The organism is Paenibacillus chartarius, assembly GCF_042432825.1.
GTDB classification, from domain to species: domain Bacteria; phylum Bacillota; class Bacilli; order Paenibacillales; family NBRC-103111; genus Gordoniibacillus; species Gordoniibacillus chartarius.
Window position 1 is genome coordinate 53,092 of sequence record NZ_JBHLWN010000090.1, and the last position, 16,360, is coordinate 69,451.

At 56.2% G+C, this 16,360-nt stretch carries 16 protein-coding genes; 9 read left to right on the forward strand and 7 right to left on the reverse strand.

The features are described 5' to 3' along the window. Nucleotides 1–4 precede the first annotated feature (4 nt). On the reverse strand, nt 5–1,594 hold the full coding sequence (locus ACFFK0_RS23190; RefSeq protein ID WP_377472744.1) for an ATP-binding protein: 1,590 nt from the start codon (nt 1,592–1,594) through the stop codon (nt 5–7). Nucleotides 1,595–1,821: 227 nt separating this feature from the next. On the opposite strand from ACFFK0_RS23190, the gene ACFFK0_RS23195 reads away from it, so the two are divergent. The 6 genes from ACFFK0_RS23195 to ACFFK0_RS23220 all read left to right on the forward strand — a co-directional run bounded on the left by ACFFK0_RS23195 (nt 1,822) and on the right by ACFFK0_RS23220 (nt 7,697). Then, on the forward strand, nt 1,822–2,892 hold the full coding sequence (locus ACFFK0_RS23195) for a Bug family tripartite tricarboxylate transporter substrate binding protein (RefSeq protein WP_377472745.1): 1,071 nt from the start codon (nt 1,822–1,824) through the stop codon (nt 2,890–2,892). Nucleotides 2,893–2,954: 62 nt separating this feature from the next. Beyond that, nucleotides 2,955–3,416, forward strand: coding sequence for a tripartite tricarboxylate transporter TctB family protein (locus ACFFK0_RS23200; protein WP_377472746.1), 462 nt, complete (start codon nt 2,955–2,957; stop codon nt 3,414–3,416). A gap of 1 nt (nt 3,417) precedes the next feature. Then, nucleotides 3,418–4,944 (forward strand): tripartite tricarboxylate transporter permease, encoded by a 1,527-nt coding sequence (locus tag ACFFK0_RS23205; protein WP_377472747.1) that lies wholly within the window; start codon nt 3,418–3,420, stop codon nt 4,942–4,944. An 89-nt stretch (nt 4,945–5,033) separates the two neighbouring features. Then, on the forward strand, nt 5,034–5,960 hold the full coding sequence (locus tag ACFFK0_RS23210; RefSeq protein ID WP_377472748.1) for an AEC family transporter: 927 nt from the start codon (nt 5,034–5,036) through the stop codon (nt 5,958–5,960). A 14-nt stretch (nt 5,961–5,974) separates the two neighbouring features. Next, nucleotides 5,975–7,435 carry an NAD-dependent malic enzyme gene (locus ACFFK0_RS23215; RefSeq protein WP_377472749.1) on the forward strand — a complete coding sequence of 487 codons (1,461 nt, stop codon included), beginning with the start codon at nt 5,975–5,977 and terminating at the stop codon, nt 7,433–7,435. A 16-nt stretch (nt 7,436–7,451) separates the two neighbouring features. Further along, nucleotides 7,452–7,697 carry an HPr family phosphocarrier protein gene (locus ACFFK0_RS23220; protein ID WP_377472751.1) on the forward strand — a complete coding sequence of 82 codons (246 nt, stop codon included), beginning with the start codon at nt 7,452–7,454 and terminating at the stop codon, nt 7,695–7,697. A gap of 124 nt (nt 7,698–7,821) precedes the next feature. On the opposite strand, the gene ACFFK0_RS23225 is transcribed toward ACFFK0_RS23220, so the two are convergent. From ACFFK0_RS23225 to ACFFK0_RS23230, 3 genes are all read right to left on the reverse strand, one after another. Further along, the gene (locus tag ACFFK0_RS23225; protein ID WP_446686281.1) at nt 7,822–10,398 is read right to left on the reverse strand and encodes a rhamnogalacturonan lyase; all 2,577 of its coding nucleotides are present in this window, start codon (nt 10,396–10,398) and stop codon (nt 7,822–7,824) included. Nucleotides 10,399–10,626: 228 nt separating this feature from the next. After that, nucleotides 10,627–10,767: a hypothetical protein gene (locus tag ACFFK0_RS30700; RefSeq protein ID WP_512700680.1), complete on the reverse strand. Its 141-nt coding sequence runs from the start codon at nt 10,765–10,767 to the stop codon at nt 10,627–10,629. A gap of 87 nt (nt 10,768–10,854) precedes the next feature. Continuing rightward, complete coding sequence (locus ACFFK0_RS23230; protein ID WP_377472752.1) at nt 10,855–11,607, reverse strand: hypothetical protein; 753 nt, start codon at nt 11,605–11,607, stop codon at nt 10,855–10,857. A gap of 130 nt (nt 11,608–11,737) precedes the next feature. Here ACFFK0_RS23230 and ACFFK0_RS23235 point away from each other — a divergent pair, with 130 nt between their 5' ends. Then, entirely contained in the window at nt 11,738–12,043 is a 306-nt protein-coding gene (locus ACFFK0_RS23235) for a Dabb family protein (protein ID WP_377472753.1), read from the forward strand. A gap of 46 nt (nt 12,044–12,089) precedes the next feature. Here the strand turns inward: ACFFK0_RS23235 and ACFFK0_RS23240 are convergent, their stop codons facing one another. Further along, nucleotides 12,090–12,785 carry a metal-dependent hydrolase gene (locus tag ACFFK0_RS23240; RefSeq protein WP_377472754.1) on the reverse strand — a complete coding sequence of 232 codons (696 nt, stop codon included), beginning with the start codon at nt 12,783–12,785 and terminating at the stop codon, nt 12,090–12,092. A gap of 194 nt (nt 12,786–12,979) precedes the next feature. Between ACFFK0_RS23240 and ACFFK0_RS23245 the strand changes: the two genes are divergently transcribed. After that, on the forward strand, nt 12,980–13,177 hold the full coding sequence (locus ACFFK0_RS23245; RefSeq protein WP_377472755.1) for a hypothetical protein: 198 nt from the start codon (nt 12,980–12,982) through the stop codon (nt 13,175–13,177). 8 nt (nt 13,178–13,185) lie between these two features. Then, nucleotides 13,186–14,541 carry an ArsB/NhaD family transporter gene (locus ACFFK0_RS23250; RefSeq protein WP_377472756.1) on the forward strand — a complete coding sequence of 452 codons (1,356 nt, stop codon included), beginning with the start codon at nt 13,186–13,188 and terminating at the stop codon, nt 14,539–14,541. A gap of 126 nt (nt 14,542–14,667) precedes the next feature. On the opposite strand, the gene ACFFK0_RS23255 is transcribed toward ACFFK0_RS23250, so the two are convergent. Then, nucleotides 14,668–15,342, reverse strand: coding sequence for a YwrJ family protein (locus ACFFK0_RS23255; protein ID WP_377472757.1), 675 nt, complete (start codon nt 15,340–15,342; stop codon nt 14,668–14,670). A gap of 124 nt (nt 15,343–15,466) precedes the next feature. Further along, nucleotides 15,467–16,105 (reverse strand): hypothetical protein, encoded by a 639-nt coding sequence (locus ACFFK0_RS23260; protein ID WP_377472759.1) that lies wholly within the window; start codon nt 16,103–16,105, stop codon nt 15,467–15,469. Nucleotides 16,106–16,360: the final 255 nt, after the last annotated feature.

Genomic DNA, 16,360 nt, shown 5'->3' on the forward strand with positions numbered 1-16,360 from the left:
CTTGTCAGCGGGAATGAGGATGCTTCGGAATCGCAACGGTAAATACGGTGCCGCCCGACGGATTGCGATGAAACGTAATATATCCGGACAGCCGATCGACGGCATGCTGCACTAAGGCCAGCCCGATTCCGCGCTGCTCCCCTTTGGTCGAATAGCCCTTTGTAAAAATAGAGCCGCCGATCTCCTCCGGGATGCCGATTCCCCGGTCCTCGCATTCGATAATCAAGTCCTCGCCCAGGTCCGTCAAAAACAATTTGACATACAGTTCCGTGTTTTCCCCGCCGGCAAGAACCGCCTCCATCGCATTGTCGATCAAGTTGCCGATGATGGTGACCAGCAAGCTCCGGTCGATGTGCTCCGGGATGTCCGCAAACGAGCTTTCGGGATCGATTTCGAAGGTTAATTTCAATTCTTGCGCATGATTGAACTTGCCGATCAGCAGCCCCCCGATCACCGGATCGGGAATTTCGCGCATCAGGAACTGAACCCGGTTCTGGTGAACATCCGATTCCTTGGAAATGAGCTCGACGGCTTCCTGGTAAGATTCCAGCTGAATGAGTCCGGCGATGACATGCAGTTTGTTCGAAAATTCGTGCGTCTGCGCCCTCAGCGCATCGGCGAACTGCCGCACCTGCGACAGCTCCTCGGCCAGGCGGTACAGCTCGGATTTGCTGCGAAAGCTCGACACCGCTCCGGTCACTTCGCGTTTGCGGCTTATGATCGGCACCCGGTTGACGATCACTTCGTGATCGCCGATCAGCATTTCGTGGTCGAATTGGGCTTCGCCCGTACGGACGACCTCGTACAAGCGGCTGTTAGGGAGAACGTCCTCAATATGCTTTCCCTTGATGGCAGCGCTTACGGGCAGGTCCAGCAGCTGCGTTGCGTAACGGTTCGCCAGCGTAATCATGCCATCTTTGTTTACGGCTATAACACCTTCGCGAATCGACTCCAGAATGGCCTGCTTCTCTGTATATAGTTCCCCGATTTCTTTAGGTTCAAGCCCAAGAATGGCGCTTCGCACGTTGCGGGCGATGAAGACCGACCCGATCAGGCCGACGGCGAGCACGGTCAAGGAAATCAGCATAATTCGCGACCGGTACGCGGCCGCGATCAAATCGATATCTTCCGCAAGAAAGCCGACGGACACAATCCCTATCACTTGTCCCTGCTCATCGAATATCGGAGCTTTGCCGCGCAGCGCGAGCCCCAGCGAGCCGTAGGCCTTGGAAATAATCGAACGTCCTTCGAGAACGGGGCCGTTGTCGCCTCCAACCATCTCCTTGCCGATTCGATCGGGCAGCGGGTGGGAATAACGGATGCCGCTGCGGTTGCCGACCACGATGTATTCCGCATCGATTTTGCCGCGGATCGCTTCCGCAATCGGCTGGATGATGGAGGAAGGCTCGGAGGTTTGAAAAGCACGGCGAATTTCGGGCATATTGGCCACGGTTTCGGCAACCTTGAGGGCGCGTGTACCGATTTGATCCTCAAGCGCGCTTGTCATCATGGAATCAAATGCGCTGCCAAGACCGACGATGAGGAGCAGCAGGAGCGAGCAAATAACGAGAATAAGCTTGGTTTGCAGCTTCATGACTGAGATGGCTCCCGTTTTTTTTGTTTGTATTGTATCATAAAGCGTTTTCCATTTGCCCGGTTTCAGCCGGTGACGGTCGTGAACAATATGAACAAAATGTCCACAACAGCGTTAATGCAACTAATTTCGTTAAACTATTCGGAACGAGGGAAGGGATGTTATTCTGAAAGCGCTTCAAAGAAAGCGTATACAAGTAGGCGAAAACAACATTGGAGGGGTTTCTAATGATACAACGTCTTGCGGCAGTTTCCTGGAAAGTTACGGCGATCGGCATTCTGGCGGCGGGCTTAGCGGCTTGCGGCAGCAATGCGGCGAAGCCGTCGGATACGGCGGCCCCGGCGGGCGCAGGCAAAGAGCCGGCTGCACCGGCGGCGAAATCCGGCTACCCGGAAAGAGCGGTCAGCATCGTCGCACCTTCCGGCGCCGGCGGCGGATGGGACATGACGGCGCGTACGATCGCCAAAGTGCTGGCGGAGTCGAAAGCGATCGACAAGCCGGTCACGGTCGAGAATAAGCCGGGCGGAGGCGGGGCCGTATTCCTGGCGGAATATGCGACCAAAGACGTGAAGGACGACTACAAGCTGTTCGTTAGTTCGCCGCCGATTCTGATCAACCATCTGAAGAAGGAAGGCAACTCGCCGTTCGGCTACAACGATACGACGCCGCTCGCCCAACTGACGAAAGATTACGGCGCTGTTGCGGTTGCGGCGGATTCGAAATATAAAGATTTGAAATCGCTGCTCGACGACATGAAGGCGGATCCTTCCAAACTGACGGTTGCCGGCGGTTCGGCGCCCGGCTCGATGGACCACCTGGTATCCATTCTCCCGGCGTTCAAATACGGCATCGACCCGAAGAAGGTGAAGTACGTATCCTATGACGGCGGCGGGGAAGCCGTAACGGCGCTGCTCGGCGGCAATGCGAACGTCCTCGGTACGGACGCTTCGTCGCTGGATCAATACGTGAAGGCCGGCAAAATCCGCATTCTCGCCGTTGCCGCACCGTCCCGGCTCGGCGGCAGCTTGAAGGAGGTTCCGACGATGAAAGAGCAGGGCATCGACGCCGAGTTCTTGATCTGGCGCGGCTTCTTCGGTCCGAAGAACATGAGCGCAGGCGCCAAGAGCTACTGGGAAGCCACCATTAAGAAGATGGTGGAATCCGATGTCTGGAAGAAGGAAATGCAAGCCAACAACTGGGAAACGGACTACAAGAAGGCTGACGATTTCAAAGCGTTCCTAAGCCAGCAGGAGAATCAGCTGAAAGACATGCTGACGGCGCTCGGCATGCAGAAATAAACCGGACGGTATAGGGAGAATAGCCGATATTCTCCCTTGCCCTTAGGGCAGGAGGAAGAGAGATGAATACGACGTTTGACCGCTATGCGGCGATTGTTTTTTTCGCCGTCGGCATCGCTTTTATCGTCGGTGCGCAGAGCATATCGACAAGCGCCTACGGCAGCAATGTCGGCGCGAACATGTTCCCGATGCTGCTCGGCGCATTCTTGTCCATCATGAGCGTTCGATTGCTGATCGACACGTTTCGCAAGCAGAAAGCCGAGAAGGGTAAGGAGCAGCTGGACTACAAGAGGTTTCTAATCATTTTGGTTTCGGCCGTGCTGTACGCATGGTTTCTGGAAGAGATCGGATTTGTCATTTCGACTTTCCTGTTCCTGATGATCGGGTTTCAGACGATGCAGAAGGGGAAGGTGTGGGCGTCCCTGCTCATTGCCGGCTGCTTCTCCTATGGCGTTTATTTTTTGTATGTGCATGTGCTGGAAGGCTCGCTGCCCGGTTTTCCAGCTTGGTTAGGAGGAGCTTGACATGAGCACGATCGATTATGTTTTTCACGGTTTAAGCACGGCGATGCAATGGCACAACGTCCTCTTCGTGTTCTTGGGCGTGCTGATCGGTACGGTAGTCGGCGTATTGCCGGGGATCGGCCCGATGAGCGGCGTCGCCCTGCTGATTCCGATCACGGCGACGATGACAGCCGGCATGGGCCCGGAGGAAGCGGCGACGAGCTCGATCATTTTGCTGGCGGGCGTTTACTACGGTGCGATGTACGGAGGTTCGACGACGTCCATCCTGCTCAATACGCCGGGCGAATCGTCATCTGTCGTTACTACGCTCGACGGCTATCAGATGGCGAAGCAAGGCAGAGCGGGAGCGGCGCTGTCAATAGCGGCGATCGGCTCGTTTGTGGCCGGCATCGTCGCCTTGATCGGTCTCATTTTCATGGCTCGTCCGCTGTCGTCGGTTGCGATCAAGTTCGGACCCGCCGAGTATTTCTCTCTCATGGTGCTCGGGCTTCTCGCTATCAGCGGTCTAGCCGGCAAATCGATGGTCAAGGCGCTCATAATGACCGCCTTCGGGCTGCTGCTCGCGACGATCGGCATCGACAACGTCTCGGGCGTAGAGCGGTTCACGTTCGGCATTCCGGAGCTGTATCAGGGACTCGAATTCCTGACGGTTGCGGTAGGCACGTTCGCAGTCGGGGAAGTGTTCAAGACGATCTTGCAGCGGGAAAGCAACGACGGCCAGGTCGCCAAAATCAACCGCATCCTGCCGACGAAGCAGGATCTGAAGGACAGCGCGGCGCCGATTGCCCGCGGCTCCGTGCTCGGCTTCTTTATCGGCCTGCTGCCCGGCGCTGGCGCCATTCTCGCCTCCTTCTTCGCTTATGTCATGGAGAAGAAGCTGAGCAAGCATCCCGAGAAGTTCGGCAAGGGAGCGATCGAGGGTGTCGCCTCTCCGGAATCCGCTAATAACGCCGCTTCCGGCGGCGCGATGATCCCGCTGCTGACGCTCGGCATTCCGTCGTCCGGCACGACCGCGATCCTGATGGGCGCCTTCATCATGTACAATGTGCAGCCGGGTCCTTTGCTGTTCCAGGATCACCCGCAGCTGGCATGGGGCGTGATCGCAAGCATGTTCGTCGGCAACTTGATGCTGCTCGTACTCAACATGCCGCTTGTGAAGCTGTTTGCCAAAGTGATCGAAACGCCGACGAAATATTTGATTCCGCTCATTATCGTCTTTTCCGTATTCGGCGTATATGCGGTTCAATATTCAACGTTCGATCTCATGCTGATCATGGGCTGCGGCGTGGCCGGCTACTTCCTGGCGAAGAACGATTACCCGCTGGCGCCTCTGGTGCTCGGGCTCATTCTCGGTCCGATGATGGAAAACAATATGCGCCGCGCGCTCACGATTTCGAACGGCGACTTCATGATTTTCCTGCAGAAGCCGGTCTCGCTTGCGTTCCTGATTATCGGTCTTCTGTGGGTCATGATCCCGCTCATCTTGAAGCTGAGAGGCAAGAAGGTTCTCGTGAACGAGGAAGGCTAGACGTAACGGCAACCTCCTGGAGCAGGGCCCGGACATCATTTACGGCCGGGCACCCGAAACAGGGGTTTCGAAGATGAAGGAGCTTCACTATGGACGTTTTGCTGCTGATCCTGCTTCATGTCATCGTTCCCGTCTTTCTGCTGATCGGCTCCGGCGTGCTGCTGCATCGTTGCTTTCATATGGATATGAACACGTTGTCCAAGCTCAATGCGTTCTTCCTTCTGCCCGCCGTCAGCTTTACGAACATTTATGAGAGTCGCTTCGATGCCGGCCTGCTGCTGCAAATCATTGGGTATTTGCTCCTGCAGAGCTGCGCGCTGATCGTGTACGGCAAGCTCGTTGCCCGCTGGGGCCGATATGATAAGGGGCTGGCTTCGGCGTTCTCCAACAGCGTCGTGCTCAGCAATTCCGGCAACTTCGGCCTTCCGGTCAGCCAGCTCGTCTTCCAAGGCAATCCGCTCGGCTTGTCCGTACAGGTTGTCGTTTCCATCTATCAAAACCTGCTGACGAATACGTACGGCTTGATGAACGCCGTGTCGGCGCGGAGCCAGGGACGGAAGATGCTGCAAGAGCTGGTCAAAAATCCGATGATTTACGCCTTCGTGTTCGGCATGCTGATGCATGCGTTCGCGGTTCCCATTCCGGCGTTCCTTTGGACCCCTTTGCAGAACGTCGCCGCCGCCTTTTTGGCGATAGCGCTAGTCACGCTCGGGGCGCAGTCGGCCTACCTGCAATTCAAGCATATTAGCGCGTCCTTGGTTTTCAGCTTGCTGGGGAGACTCCTCGTTTCGCCGCTCGCGGCTCTGGGGATTATCGCGCTGCTTCGGCTGGACGGCACCGTTGCGCAAGCGCTGCTCATAGCGAGCTCCTTTCCGACGTCCCGCAACAGCGCCGCGTTCGCCCTGGAATACAACAATCAACCGGAATTCGCCGCGCAGGCGGTGCTGCTGTCTACCCTGCTTAGCAGCGTGACGGTAACGTTCGTCGTGTTTACAGCTAAAGTCATTTATTCATGAAGGGGAGTTCAGCGATGAAACTTTCGATGGGCGGAAAAAGTATCATTTTGCGATTGGAATTGCAGACGGAGCATCTCCATTTCGGCCAGCTCATTACCGTGATTACGGAAAATGGCGGGGATGTCGTCGCCATCGACGTCATTCAAACCGGAGCGAATTGGTCGGTTCGGGATATTACGGTGACGGCCTCGGAGCAAGCTCAGCTGGAGAGCATCACTTCTACAATCAAGGAGCTGCCGGGTGTGCGGCTCGTACACGTTTCGGACCGGACGTTCCTGCTGCATCTAGGCGGCAAGATCGAGATGAAGCCGAAAGCTCCGATTCAAAACCGGGACGACTTGTCCCGCGTGTATACGCCGGATGTGGCCAGAGTGTGCATGGCGATTTACGAGCAGCCGGACAATGCCTACAAGCTGACCATTAAGCGGAATACCGTTGCGGTCGTGTCTGACGGAAGCGCTGTTCTCGGTCTCGGCAACATCGGTCCGTATGCGGCGATGCCGGTCATGGAAGGGAAGGCGATGCTGTTCAAGCAGTTCGCCGACGTCGACGCGTTTCCGATCTGTCTAAGCACCCAAAGCACGGAGGACATCGTTGCGGCCGTCCGGCATTTGGCACCGGCGTTCGGCGGCATTAACCTGGAGGACATCTCCTCGCCGCGCTGCTTCGAGATCGAACAGCGGCTCAGGGAGGAGCTGGATATTCCGGTGTTTCACGACGATCAGCACGGCACTGCCGTCGTGCTCTACGCCGGGCTGATCAATGCGCTCAAGGTGGTCGGCAAACGGATCGACGAGGTTAAGGTTGTCGTTTGCGGCATCGGGGCGGCGGGAATCGCCTGCTCCAACATTTTGCTCGCGGCCGGTGTGAAGGAACTGATCGGTGTGGATCGTGAAGGGGCGCTGGTCCGAACCCGCCGTTATGCGAATCCGATGTGGAACGACTACGCGCAGCGGACGAATCCGAACGAGCTTACAGGTACTCTTCACGACGTGCTTGAAGAGGCGGACGTATTTATCGGCTTGTCTGCGGGAGGCGTGCTGAAGCGAGCTGACGTGGAACGGATGAAGCAGCGGCCGGTCGTGTTTGTAATGGCGAATCCGACGCCGGAAATTCATCCGGACGAAATCGAAGACATTGCCGGCGTTATTGCTACGGGCCGGTCCGATTTTCCGAACCAAATCAATAATGTGCTTTGCTTTCCGGGCATATTCCGCGCCGCTCTCGATTGCCAAGCCCGCACGATCAACGAGGAGATGAAGCTGGCGGCTTCCGCTGCAATCGCTTCCGTCGTTACGCCGCAGGAGCTGAACAAGCTGTACATTATCCCGAGCGTATTTAACCAGGAGGTTGTGCGGCGGATCCGGGAGGCTGTCATCCAAGCGGCTATTCGGACCGGGGTGGCGCGGCGCATCCCGAGAGAGTTTCGGCAGCCGGAGCAGCCTGTTGTGAGCGAGCTTCCGGGGAGCAGGTAGAGGAGGGCGGGAACGGATGAGCGGCTTGAACCCGAATGCGATTGTCGACATAAATAAAACGGCGAATGCGTATGCAGCCAGCATCGTGCTCAAAATCCATAACCGCTACATCGATGTCAAGAGCATTCTGGGGCTCACCTTGACGCTGACGCTCGACATGGATTATGAGCTGGATATTCACGGTCCGGACGAAGCGGAGGCCAAGCGGGCGATGGCGGACGTATTTCGCAAGCACGGCATGAAGGTGTACGTGTTACCTTGATTCGGTTTGGGGGAACGGCGGCTGCCGTTCCCCCAAACGTTTTATTTTACGCGCTGTCTTGTTTGTACTCCTCAACGGAGTGTCGGCTTGCAATCGGTGTATTCGCAAGCCCTTCTTGCGTGATTTACTGGCCACTCCACTGCTTCTGCAGCAGCTTCGCAAGATACGTCAAGTTCATCTCCGCAGCCGGAGAGACGTTGTCCTTGCCGGATCGCTTCTCCAGAAGGGAAACGAACTTTTCCATGAAAGCCGCCGCCTGCTTGAACGAGCCTTTCCCGGCCTGGTGCTCCGCCTGCTGCAATGCGTTTCGCAGCTGCGGAACCACAGCGCCGCCGAGCTCGCCGGAAGCTTCAACCTGCTGCATAAGCCGCTCCAGCAAGCCGGTCACACCGGGCGTCTGCAGCTTCGGAAGCGGAACCTTGCTCCAATCGATATCCGATGCGAGGTAGAAGCTTGTGTAGGAAGGCTGATTGTAAGCCGTGTTCTGTCTGGCGATTTCGGCCCGGTACTGCGCGTCGTGCATGAGCGTATACAGCTTGCGGTCCGTCCGCTCAGTGCTCATATAAATACGAATGGCGGAGCTGTCGGCCGTGCGCACAAGCAGCTCCTCTCTCCAGTCGCCGAGCACATCCGCAACAAGCCCCGGATTGCCCTTCGTGGAGTTGTTCGTACGCGTATTGTCCGCCGTCAGCAGGCGGCCCCGCTTCCAGTCGTCGATCGTCGGAGTCGCATTTCCGGAGCCGTTCACGATCTGGGTCGTCATGTCGGCCGCCCATTTAATGCTCATGTTCGTACCGGGAGCCGTCGTGCCAAGCTGCTGGCCGCCGGCCGACCATAAGCCGACCGCCCACGTTTCAAGCCCGGGCACGGACGGCTCGACGTCGCCGGCCATCCCGCGGCCGGTGTCGCGGCCCGTATACCCGCCGTAGATCACTTTGCCCGTCGCAGCGTCCCGGAACGAATAACCGTAAGGCGCCCAAGCTCCGCCTTCGTGTACCATGAAAATTTCCAATCCGGGTCTAGCCGGATCGAGGTTGGAGACGTGCATCGCATCGCCGTGGCCCAGACGGGCGATCGTGCCCGGCGCCGCGCTTTCCGGCGGCATTACATCCATCGAGCTGTACAGCAGGCTGCCGTCATGATCGATTGTCGCCGAGCCGTATACGATTTCCTGCTTGCCTTCGCCGTCGACATCCGATGAGGAGAGCGAATGGGCGCCTTGCGTCGTCAGCGTGCCGAACTTCGGGTCGGTTCCATCGCGGCCGTGAGGACCGTCGTTGAACGGGTTCGTCATCGGCGTCCAGCCGCTGTCCGTGTACCAGTGCTCCTTTAAGCTATGACCGTCCCAAGCGTAGGACACTAACGTCGATCTCGTATAGTAGCCGCGGGCGAACACCGCATAAGGCTTCTGGCCGTCCAAATAAGCTACGGCTGCGAGGAAGCGGTCTACCCGGTTGCCGGGCTCGATGCGGGCCATCGCATAATCGCCCCACATCAGGCCGTCGTCGTGCCGGCCCGGCTTGTACGGAATCGTCTGCAGCTCGCTGCCGGAAGCGCCGTCGAACACGGTCAAGTACTCCGGCCCGTTCAAGATAAAGCCTTCGAACGCCTGCAGGTTGTTGCGGGTGCTGCGGGACGGCGCATACACGTCCATGAAATAGTTCGCCAAGCTTTCCGCATCGACCCGGGACAGCGGGTAGCTGTATGTCTTCGGCAGCCCGAAGCATTCCTCCAGCGTCTGCGGCCAGCGGCCGCTCACCACTTCCTCGTGCCGGTGCCACTGCATGAACATATCAACGACATGCTCGTAGTAATCGGTCCGGCTCATTCGATAATCGTCCTGATGGCTGTAACCGGCAGCCGCATCCTCCGGCGTCATCGTAATATAGCGCTCAGAAACCGGCTGGCCCTGCTCGTCGTAACGGATGGTCTTCGTGCCCGGTGCCGTCTTCAGCATCAATTCCGAACGGCCGTCCCCGTCAAAATCATAGACGAGAAACTGTGTATAATGAGCGCCGGAGCGAATGTTGACGCCGAGGTCGAGCCGGTACAGCTGCTTGCCCTCGAAGGAATAAGCGTCGATATACGTGCTGCCGGTATATCCGACCTGAGATACGTCCTTTGCGTTGGACGGCTCCCATTTGACGAAATATTCATACCGCCCATCGCCGTCCACGTCGCCTACGCTCATATCGTTGGCAGAGTACGAATAAGCTTCGCCCGCGGGCGTGACCCCGTCGGCCGGCTTCTTGAGCGGCAGCTCGTAGAACGATGTGCTCCAAGGCTTGACGGACGCGCTGAGCTGAACCTCTTTGCCGTCGATCACGGCGGCTACGGCATATTGCGAGCTGCCGCTGCCCGCCTGATCCAAATAGTTGGTGCTGTCGGTTACGGCTGCGATCTTCTTACCGTCACGATACACATGAAAGTCGATGCCGGTCAAGCCCTTTGCCGAAAATCCGGTCGCTTCATAGCCGAGCAAGCGCCAGCTCAGGAAAATGCCCTGCGAGGTCGGTACGGCAGCGAGGCCGCGGTCCAAATATTCCAGCTGTACGCCGGAGCCCGGGCTCGAGCTTGCGGATGATGCGGCACCGGCGGGAGCGGCAGGCAGTGCGGTGCAGAGGAGGGGAAGGGCAAGCGTGAGGGGCAGTACTTTCTTCGTGATCAGAGAACGGCGTGTAGACACTACGAATCCTCCCATTCAACTTGGATTTGTCCGTGGATGCGCTTACAAAAAAGTCTCGCACAGGCAGCGGAAAACACATCCGTAGAGGCGGACACTTCCTAATTAGTATAAATGGACAGGCATTCCACATGTATCCAAAAATCAGGGGATTATGGTTAATTTTCCGTCTTTTCGGTGATAGTTGTTCCCCTCTCTGGTTTCCGCGGCTTCCGGAGAGAGGGGAGATTGGGGGCGTATATGGCGCTAAGATTTAAAAGGGTCGTGCTCGTCGTCGGGGTCCTCCCATTTTCTGGAGTAAGCTTTGTTGGTTACCCAAATCGTCGCCCATATAACAAGGGCAATAACGACAAAAGACGCGATGATCGTTGTAGTCAGAAAGTTCAAAGTGGTCCCTCGATTCTATGGAGTAAAATCATACCGCGAGCATAAACGGTTTGTTCGGCAAAATGCAAGCTACCGTCGGCTTCAGCGTCATGATTCCTGCTTGGTCATTTTGGACGGGTTGTTGATTTTGTAAGGGACCGGATGCCGCGTCAGCTTCTTGGCTACGATCTTCGCTTCGAACGACAGCTTGTCGCCTTCGGCCAGCTCGAGCTTCTTCAGCGTTGCGCTGTATGAAGACCAAGCGGCGCCGACAGCGGTATCCGTATCGACAAGAGTAACGTCCTCATAGATGACGACTTCGTCGTCCTGCTCGGCGAAGTGGTTCGGTACGGTCGTGAATTCCTTTACCGTCGCTGTCATCTTTACCTTGTCTTCCGGCAGCTCCAGCTTCTTGCGCGCCGTCTTCTCCGTCTTTTCCGTCTTGGCCTTAGGCTCCTTCGGCTCTTTCGGCGCTTTCGGAGCGGAGACCTTCTTCGGCTCGCCCTCATTGCCGGACGTGACGCTCTCCGCCTGCTTCGGCGCCTCGGCGGATTCAGGCTCGTCCCCTTCGTCGGCGGACGCCGTCAATCTCTGGCTGAAGGACGCCGCCTGCATCTCTTTCAGGTAAGAAGGATGAATGCAGTGAAGCTGGTTATTGTCAAATTCGATCACGGCGGTCATATCGTCTGCATAACCGATAACCCGGCAAGGTACATTGAGCCCGTTTCCCTTGTAGGCATACGATTTGGATTTGCCGGCCTTCTCGGAGAGCAGCCCCCAATCCTTGCATTTGTCCATCAGCTGCTCTTCGTCGTCGAAGGCGATATACGTGCTTGGCTTGATCACGAATGCGTACTCCATCTTTTCCCGCCTTTCCTGTGCTCCTGTTATTTTATCATGTTTAATCCGAAAATCATGGATTTCCCCCAAACCTCATCAAACGTTATACTATGTCTAGATTTTCTCACACTGCTTGAAGGGAGCAATGCGCATGTACGAGCATATCGTTGTATTTAAATTTACCAGCACAGTCACTCCACAGCAAGAAGAGGAACTGCTGCAGCAGCTCCTCTCGTTCAAAGGGCGTATCCCCGGCATCGTCGATCTCAGTGCAGGCCTCAACGTTACGGAGGAGACCGGTAACCGCCACGGCTTTTCGCTCGGCCTGCGCGTTACGTTCGACAGTCTGCAGTCGCTGCGCGAATACGGTCCGCATCCGGTCCACCAGCAATTCGTGTCGTCGCTATCCGGGCTTCTGGAGCAAGTCGTCGTTGTGGATTACCCTTACTCGAAATAAACCGGTCCCCCTCCGCCTGGAGGGGGCCGGTTCATTATTAGCAATTTTATTCGCTCAATTCCAGCTGATCGCCCGGCTTGAGCGGGTGACCCGTAATGCCGAATTCCTCCAGCTGTGCGGCGTACAGAGCGGCATCCTGGGCGATCCCCGGGAACGTGCTGTGATGCACCGGGATAACGTGCTTGGCCTGCAGCCAGCGGGCGGCGATCACCGCGTCCTTCGGCCCCATTGTATAGAAATCCCCGATCGGCAAAATCGCGTAGTCGATGTCATACAGCTCGCCGAACATTTTCATATCCCCGAACAAAGCCGTATCTCCCGCATGATAAATCGTAAGTCCGTTCCAATCGATCATAAAGCCGCACGGCATTCCCGTATAGACGGCAGGCTGTCCGCCGCCGGCCGGCATCGAGGAGCTATGGAACGCTTGAACGAGCTTGACCTTGGCGAATCCGAGGTCGGCCGTTCCCCCCATATTGAAGCCGATCGTTTTGATACCTTTCACCGAGTAAATATCCGCGAGCTCCAACATGCTTACGATCGTCGCGTCGTTCGCATTCGCAATCGCTTCGGCGTCGGCGGTATGATCGCTATGACCGTGCGTAAGCAGGACGAACTCCGTCCGAATGTCCTCCGCTTTCGTCTTGGCGACGGGATTCCCGCTGAGGAACGGGTCGATGATCAGGGAATGATTTCCGTCTGTCAGGTGCACGCATGAATGTCCGTGATACGTCAGCTTCATGACGATCCTCCTTGATTGGCTGGATTCGGTACAGCTATCCATAATTATACACTTCCATATAAATAAAGGCGAATCCCTCAAGCATTCGTACGGGAAGGTACATATCTATGAAGTATCAATATCTATCAATGATAGATGATAGGTAAAGATATGTGCTAGCGATGGGGAGCTTCTGTACGGAAGGAGGAATACCAATGTTCTTGATGACATTCGTCTCGGCTTGTGCGGGGATCGGGTTATACATGCTTCTGAAAGCGCCGAACCGTCCTCCGCAAACGAACCGTGACTCCGAAGAACATTATGCGGAAGTGACGGTCAGCTATACGCCGGCACCCGACTTTGTTGTTCGCAGCGAACGTACTCTGGCTACAAGTCCGGCTCAGAAGGAGTGATCGTCACCATGCTTGGGCTACCAACCGTCTCGGCAACAGTAACGGTACTTTCGTTTATCTTGGCGATGGTCATCATGATGTGGCGGCCCAAAGGTTTAAACGAAGCGGTCCCCGCCACGCTCGGGGCGATCATGGTCTTGATCAGCGGAAGTGTATCCCTGGCCGATCTCGGTCGGATTGGCGCAACGGTCAGCAGTGCCGCCATTACAATCTTGGCCACGGTGGTCATGGCGATCATTCTCGAGAGCTTCGGCTTCTTCCAGTGGGCCGCCGACGGCCTAGCCGCCAAAGCGAAGAACTCCGGGCTGCGGCTGTTCTGGTACGTCAACCTGCTCTGTTTCCTCATGACGCTGTTTTTCAACAACGATGGCAGCATTCTGATAACGACGCCGATCCTCATCATCCTCCTTGATCGGTTAGGCTTGAAAAATCATGAGAAAATTCCTTACTTGCTGTCCGGAGCCCTGGTCGCCACGGCGTCCAGCGCACCGATCGGTGTCAGCAACATCGTCAATCTGATCGCCCTGGATATAATCGGGATGGATTTGTACATGCATACGGTCATGATGTTCGTTCCGGCGATGCTCGGTCTTCTTCTGCTGGTGCTGCTGCTCTTTTTGTGCTTTTACCGGCAGATGCCGCACCGGCTCCCGGACAAGCGTCATCACCACCCCCGTCCCGGGCAGCATCCTCTGCTTCACCCGCAGCTCGAGGCTCCCGCTGCGCGCAGGCGAGACCGTCTGATGCGAAATATGCTGCTGTTTGTTTTTGCGGTTCGAATCAGCTTGTTCGCCGCTTCCTATTTCGGCATACCGATCGAAATTGTAGCCGTGCTCGGCTCGGTGATCCTGCTTGCCTGGCGCTGGCTTTCTTTAGGCGTATCGCCGGCCGATATGATCAAGAAAACGCCGTGGCACATTTTGCTGTTCGCCTTCTCTATGTACGTCATTATTTATGGTTTGCATAATATTGGCCTTACGGAAGCGCTTATTGCTATAGTCGAACCTGCCGTGACCAGCGACCTGACGGGTGCCAGCCTGATGATGGGAACGCTCCTGTCGGGGATGTCGATCCTGTTCAACAACCATCCGGCTTTAATGATCGGCACGCTGACGCTCACGAATATGCAGCTCGATCCGCTGACGCTCAAGATCGCGTATTTGGCCAGTGTGATCGGTAGCGACATCGGTGCGCTGCTGCTGCCGATCGGCACGCTCGCTTCGCTGATCTGGATGCACATTCTTAGACAGCACCGCATCCGCATCGAATGGACCGATTACCTCAAAGTGACACTGGCGACAATACCGGTTACCGTCCTGTTCACGCTGCTGCTTCTTGCCTATTGGGTACAATGGCTATATTGACCGGATTGGCCTGCTGCTAGGTTGGCGGCAGGCTTTTTTGTGCTGCCGGAGCAGAAGAGGGGGAATCGGCGGCATGAAAAAGCAGACGGCACGAAGGCGGTCTGCGCAATGGTTATGAAGCTCGGATTAAGGCAGATGTAAGGTCTTGACATGCTCGGAATGCAAAATAACGGAAGCGCCATTCGCCGTGATCAGCTCCAATGCGCCGTCTTCGACTTTCCGAAGGAGTCCGATTTTGTACGGATTATCGCCGAGGTCGAGAATGACGAATTGGTTCTCCAGCTTCTTCAGCTGCTGCTCAAACGTGCGGGCGAGCGTAAGGCTGGAGGGCTTCACCGGAAAATGATCCTTCGGCAGCAGGTAAGGCGTCGCTTGACTCGTATACGGTATGACATATTTGACGTGCCGCATGGAGATGAACACGTGATGGAACGTCGGTGAGTAGAAAACAAAGTAATCGTTCATGATGCTCGTCAAATAGCCGTGGATCGATTGATTGCCGGTAATGTACAGCTCGACGAACATCCCTTTGGCATTCATGAGCATTTTCCGGTAGGAGATGGACTCGGTTGTGCTGTCGAGCGGGGGCGGCGGCATCGCGCCGCTAGCTTCGTCGGCATCGACCGGGTCGGACGGCTTCAGGTGCTGAATGTGAAGCGAGGGCACGTAAATGAACTGATTGGCGGCATATAGGACGATAATATCGCCGGCGACATCGACCAGCTTGCCGCGAATTTGCAGCGGGCGGCCCGAAAGCTCCAGCTCGACGGTTGAGTTCAGGAAAGAGCGCACAATGTTCATACCCGTCCTCCTCTCTGCAAGAGTAAATTGCGCTGCATAAAGAAAAGAGAGGGCGGCCGGCGAAGCCGCAACGGGGACACGGCTGCAGGTCAGTCCCTCTCGAAAAGGATCACCAGATCAACGATTAGGTGCGAGTGGCGTGGTAGCGGCTTTTGTGCGAGCTTTTATTCGAGCAGCTGCGATTTGCGCCGCCTGATCTGCTTTTGTTGGAAGCGCCGCTTTGATTGCTCTTTCCGCTTTTGTTGGAAGCGCCGCTTTGATTGCTCTTTCCGCTTTTGTTGCCTCTGCTTTTGTTTTGCGGGCTGACGCTTTTCACATGGAACAGCGGAATTTGTACAACCGATTTCTTAACAAGCAGTATTACATAAGTCGGATTAGCGTCGGCGATAAAGCCTTCAACCTTCTCCGGACCGCCGCGATTGATTTGTACGAACTGGTGACGGAGTGCCATGACGGCCGCAGGGAAGCTGTGCGCCCGAACGAAGTTCCCCGACACGCCGCCGGAGCCGCTTCTCGAGCCGCGGCTTCCGCCGCTCTGGGAACCGCCGCTGCCGCCGCTGCGGGAGCCGCCGCTGCCGTCCGCTACGTTAAAGCTCTTAATGTGAGCAGCATTGACATAGACGATGCCTTCTCTCGTTCTTACGACCAGCAGGTCGTGCTTGACGAAAAGCAGTTTGCCGGTGATCGAGTCGGGTCCGCCGCGGTTAATCTTCACTTCGCTGCCTACGAACTGCTCCAGTGGATGTGGCTGATGCATGGCCATTGGGAATTTCCCCTTTCGATATAAGATAGATTGGGATCAGGACAACCTCGGGCGAATTCTACGATTCTGTATCGTGCCTTCCGTCCCCAATATCCTTGTTGTGAGGTTGTACTATATGGATATGTGGTGTCGGGGGACGATGTACAAGACAGCAATCTATCACTATGAAAATTCCACTGTCATCTATGCCAGCTAGAAGATCAACGGATATCTATATCAACGGATTGATAGAAATCATAGAGTAGAGTATCAACG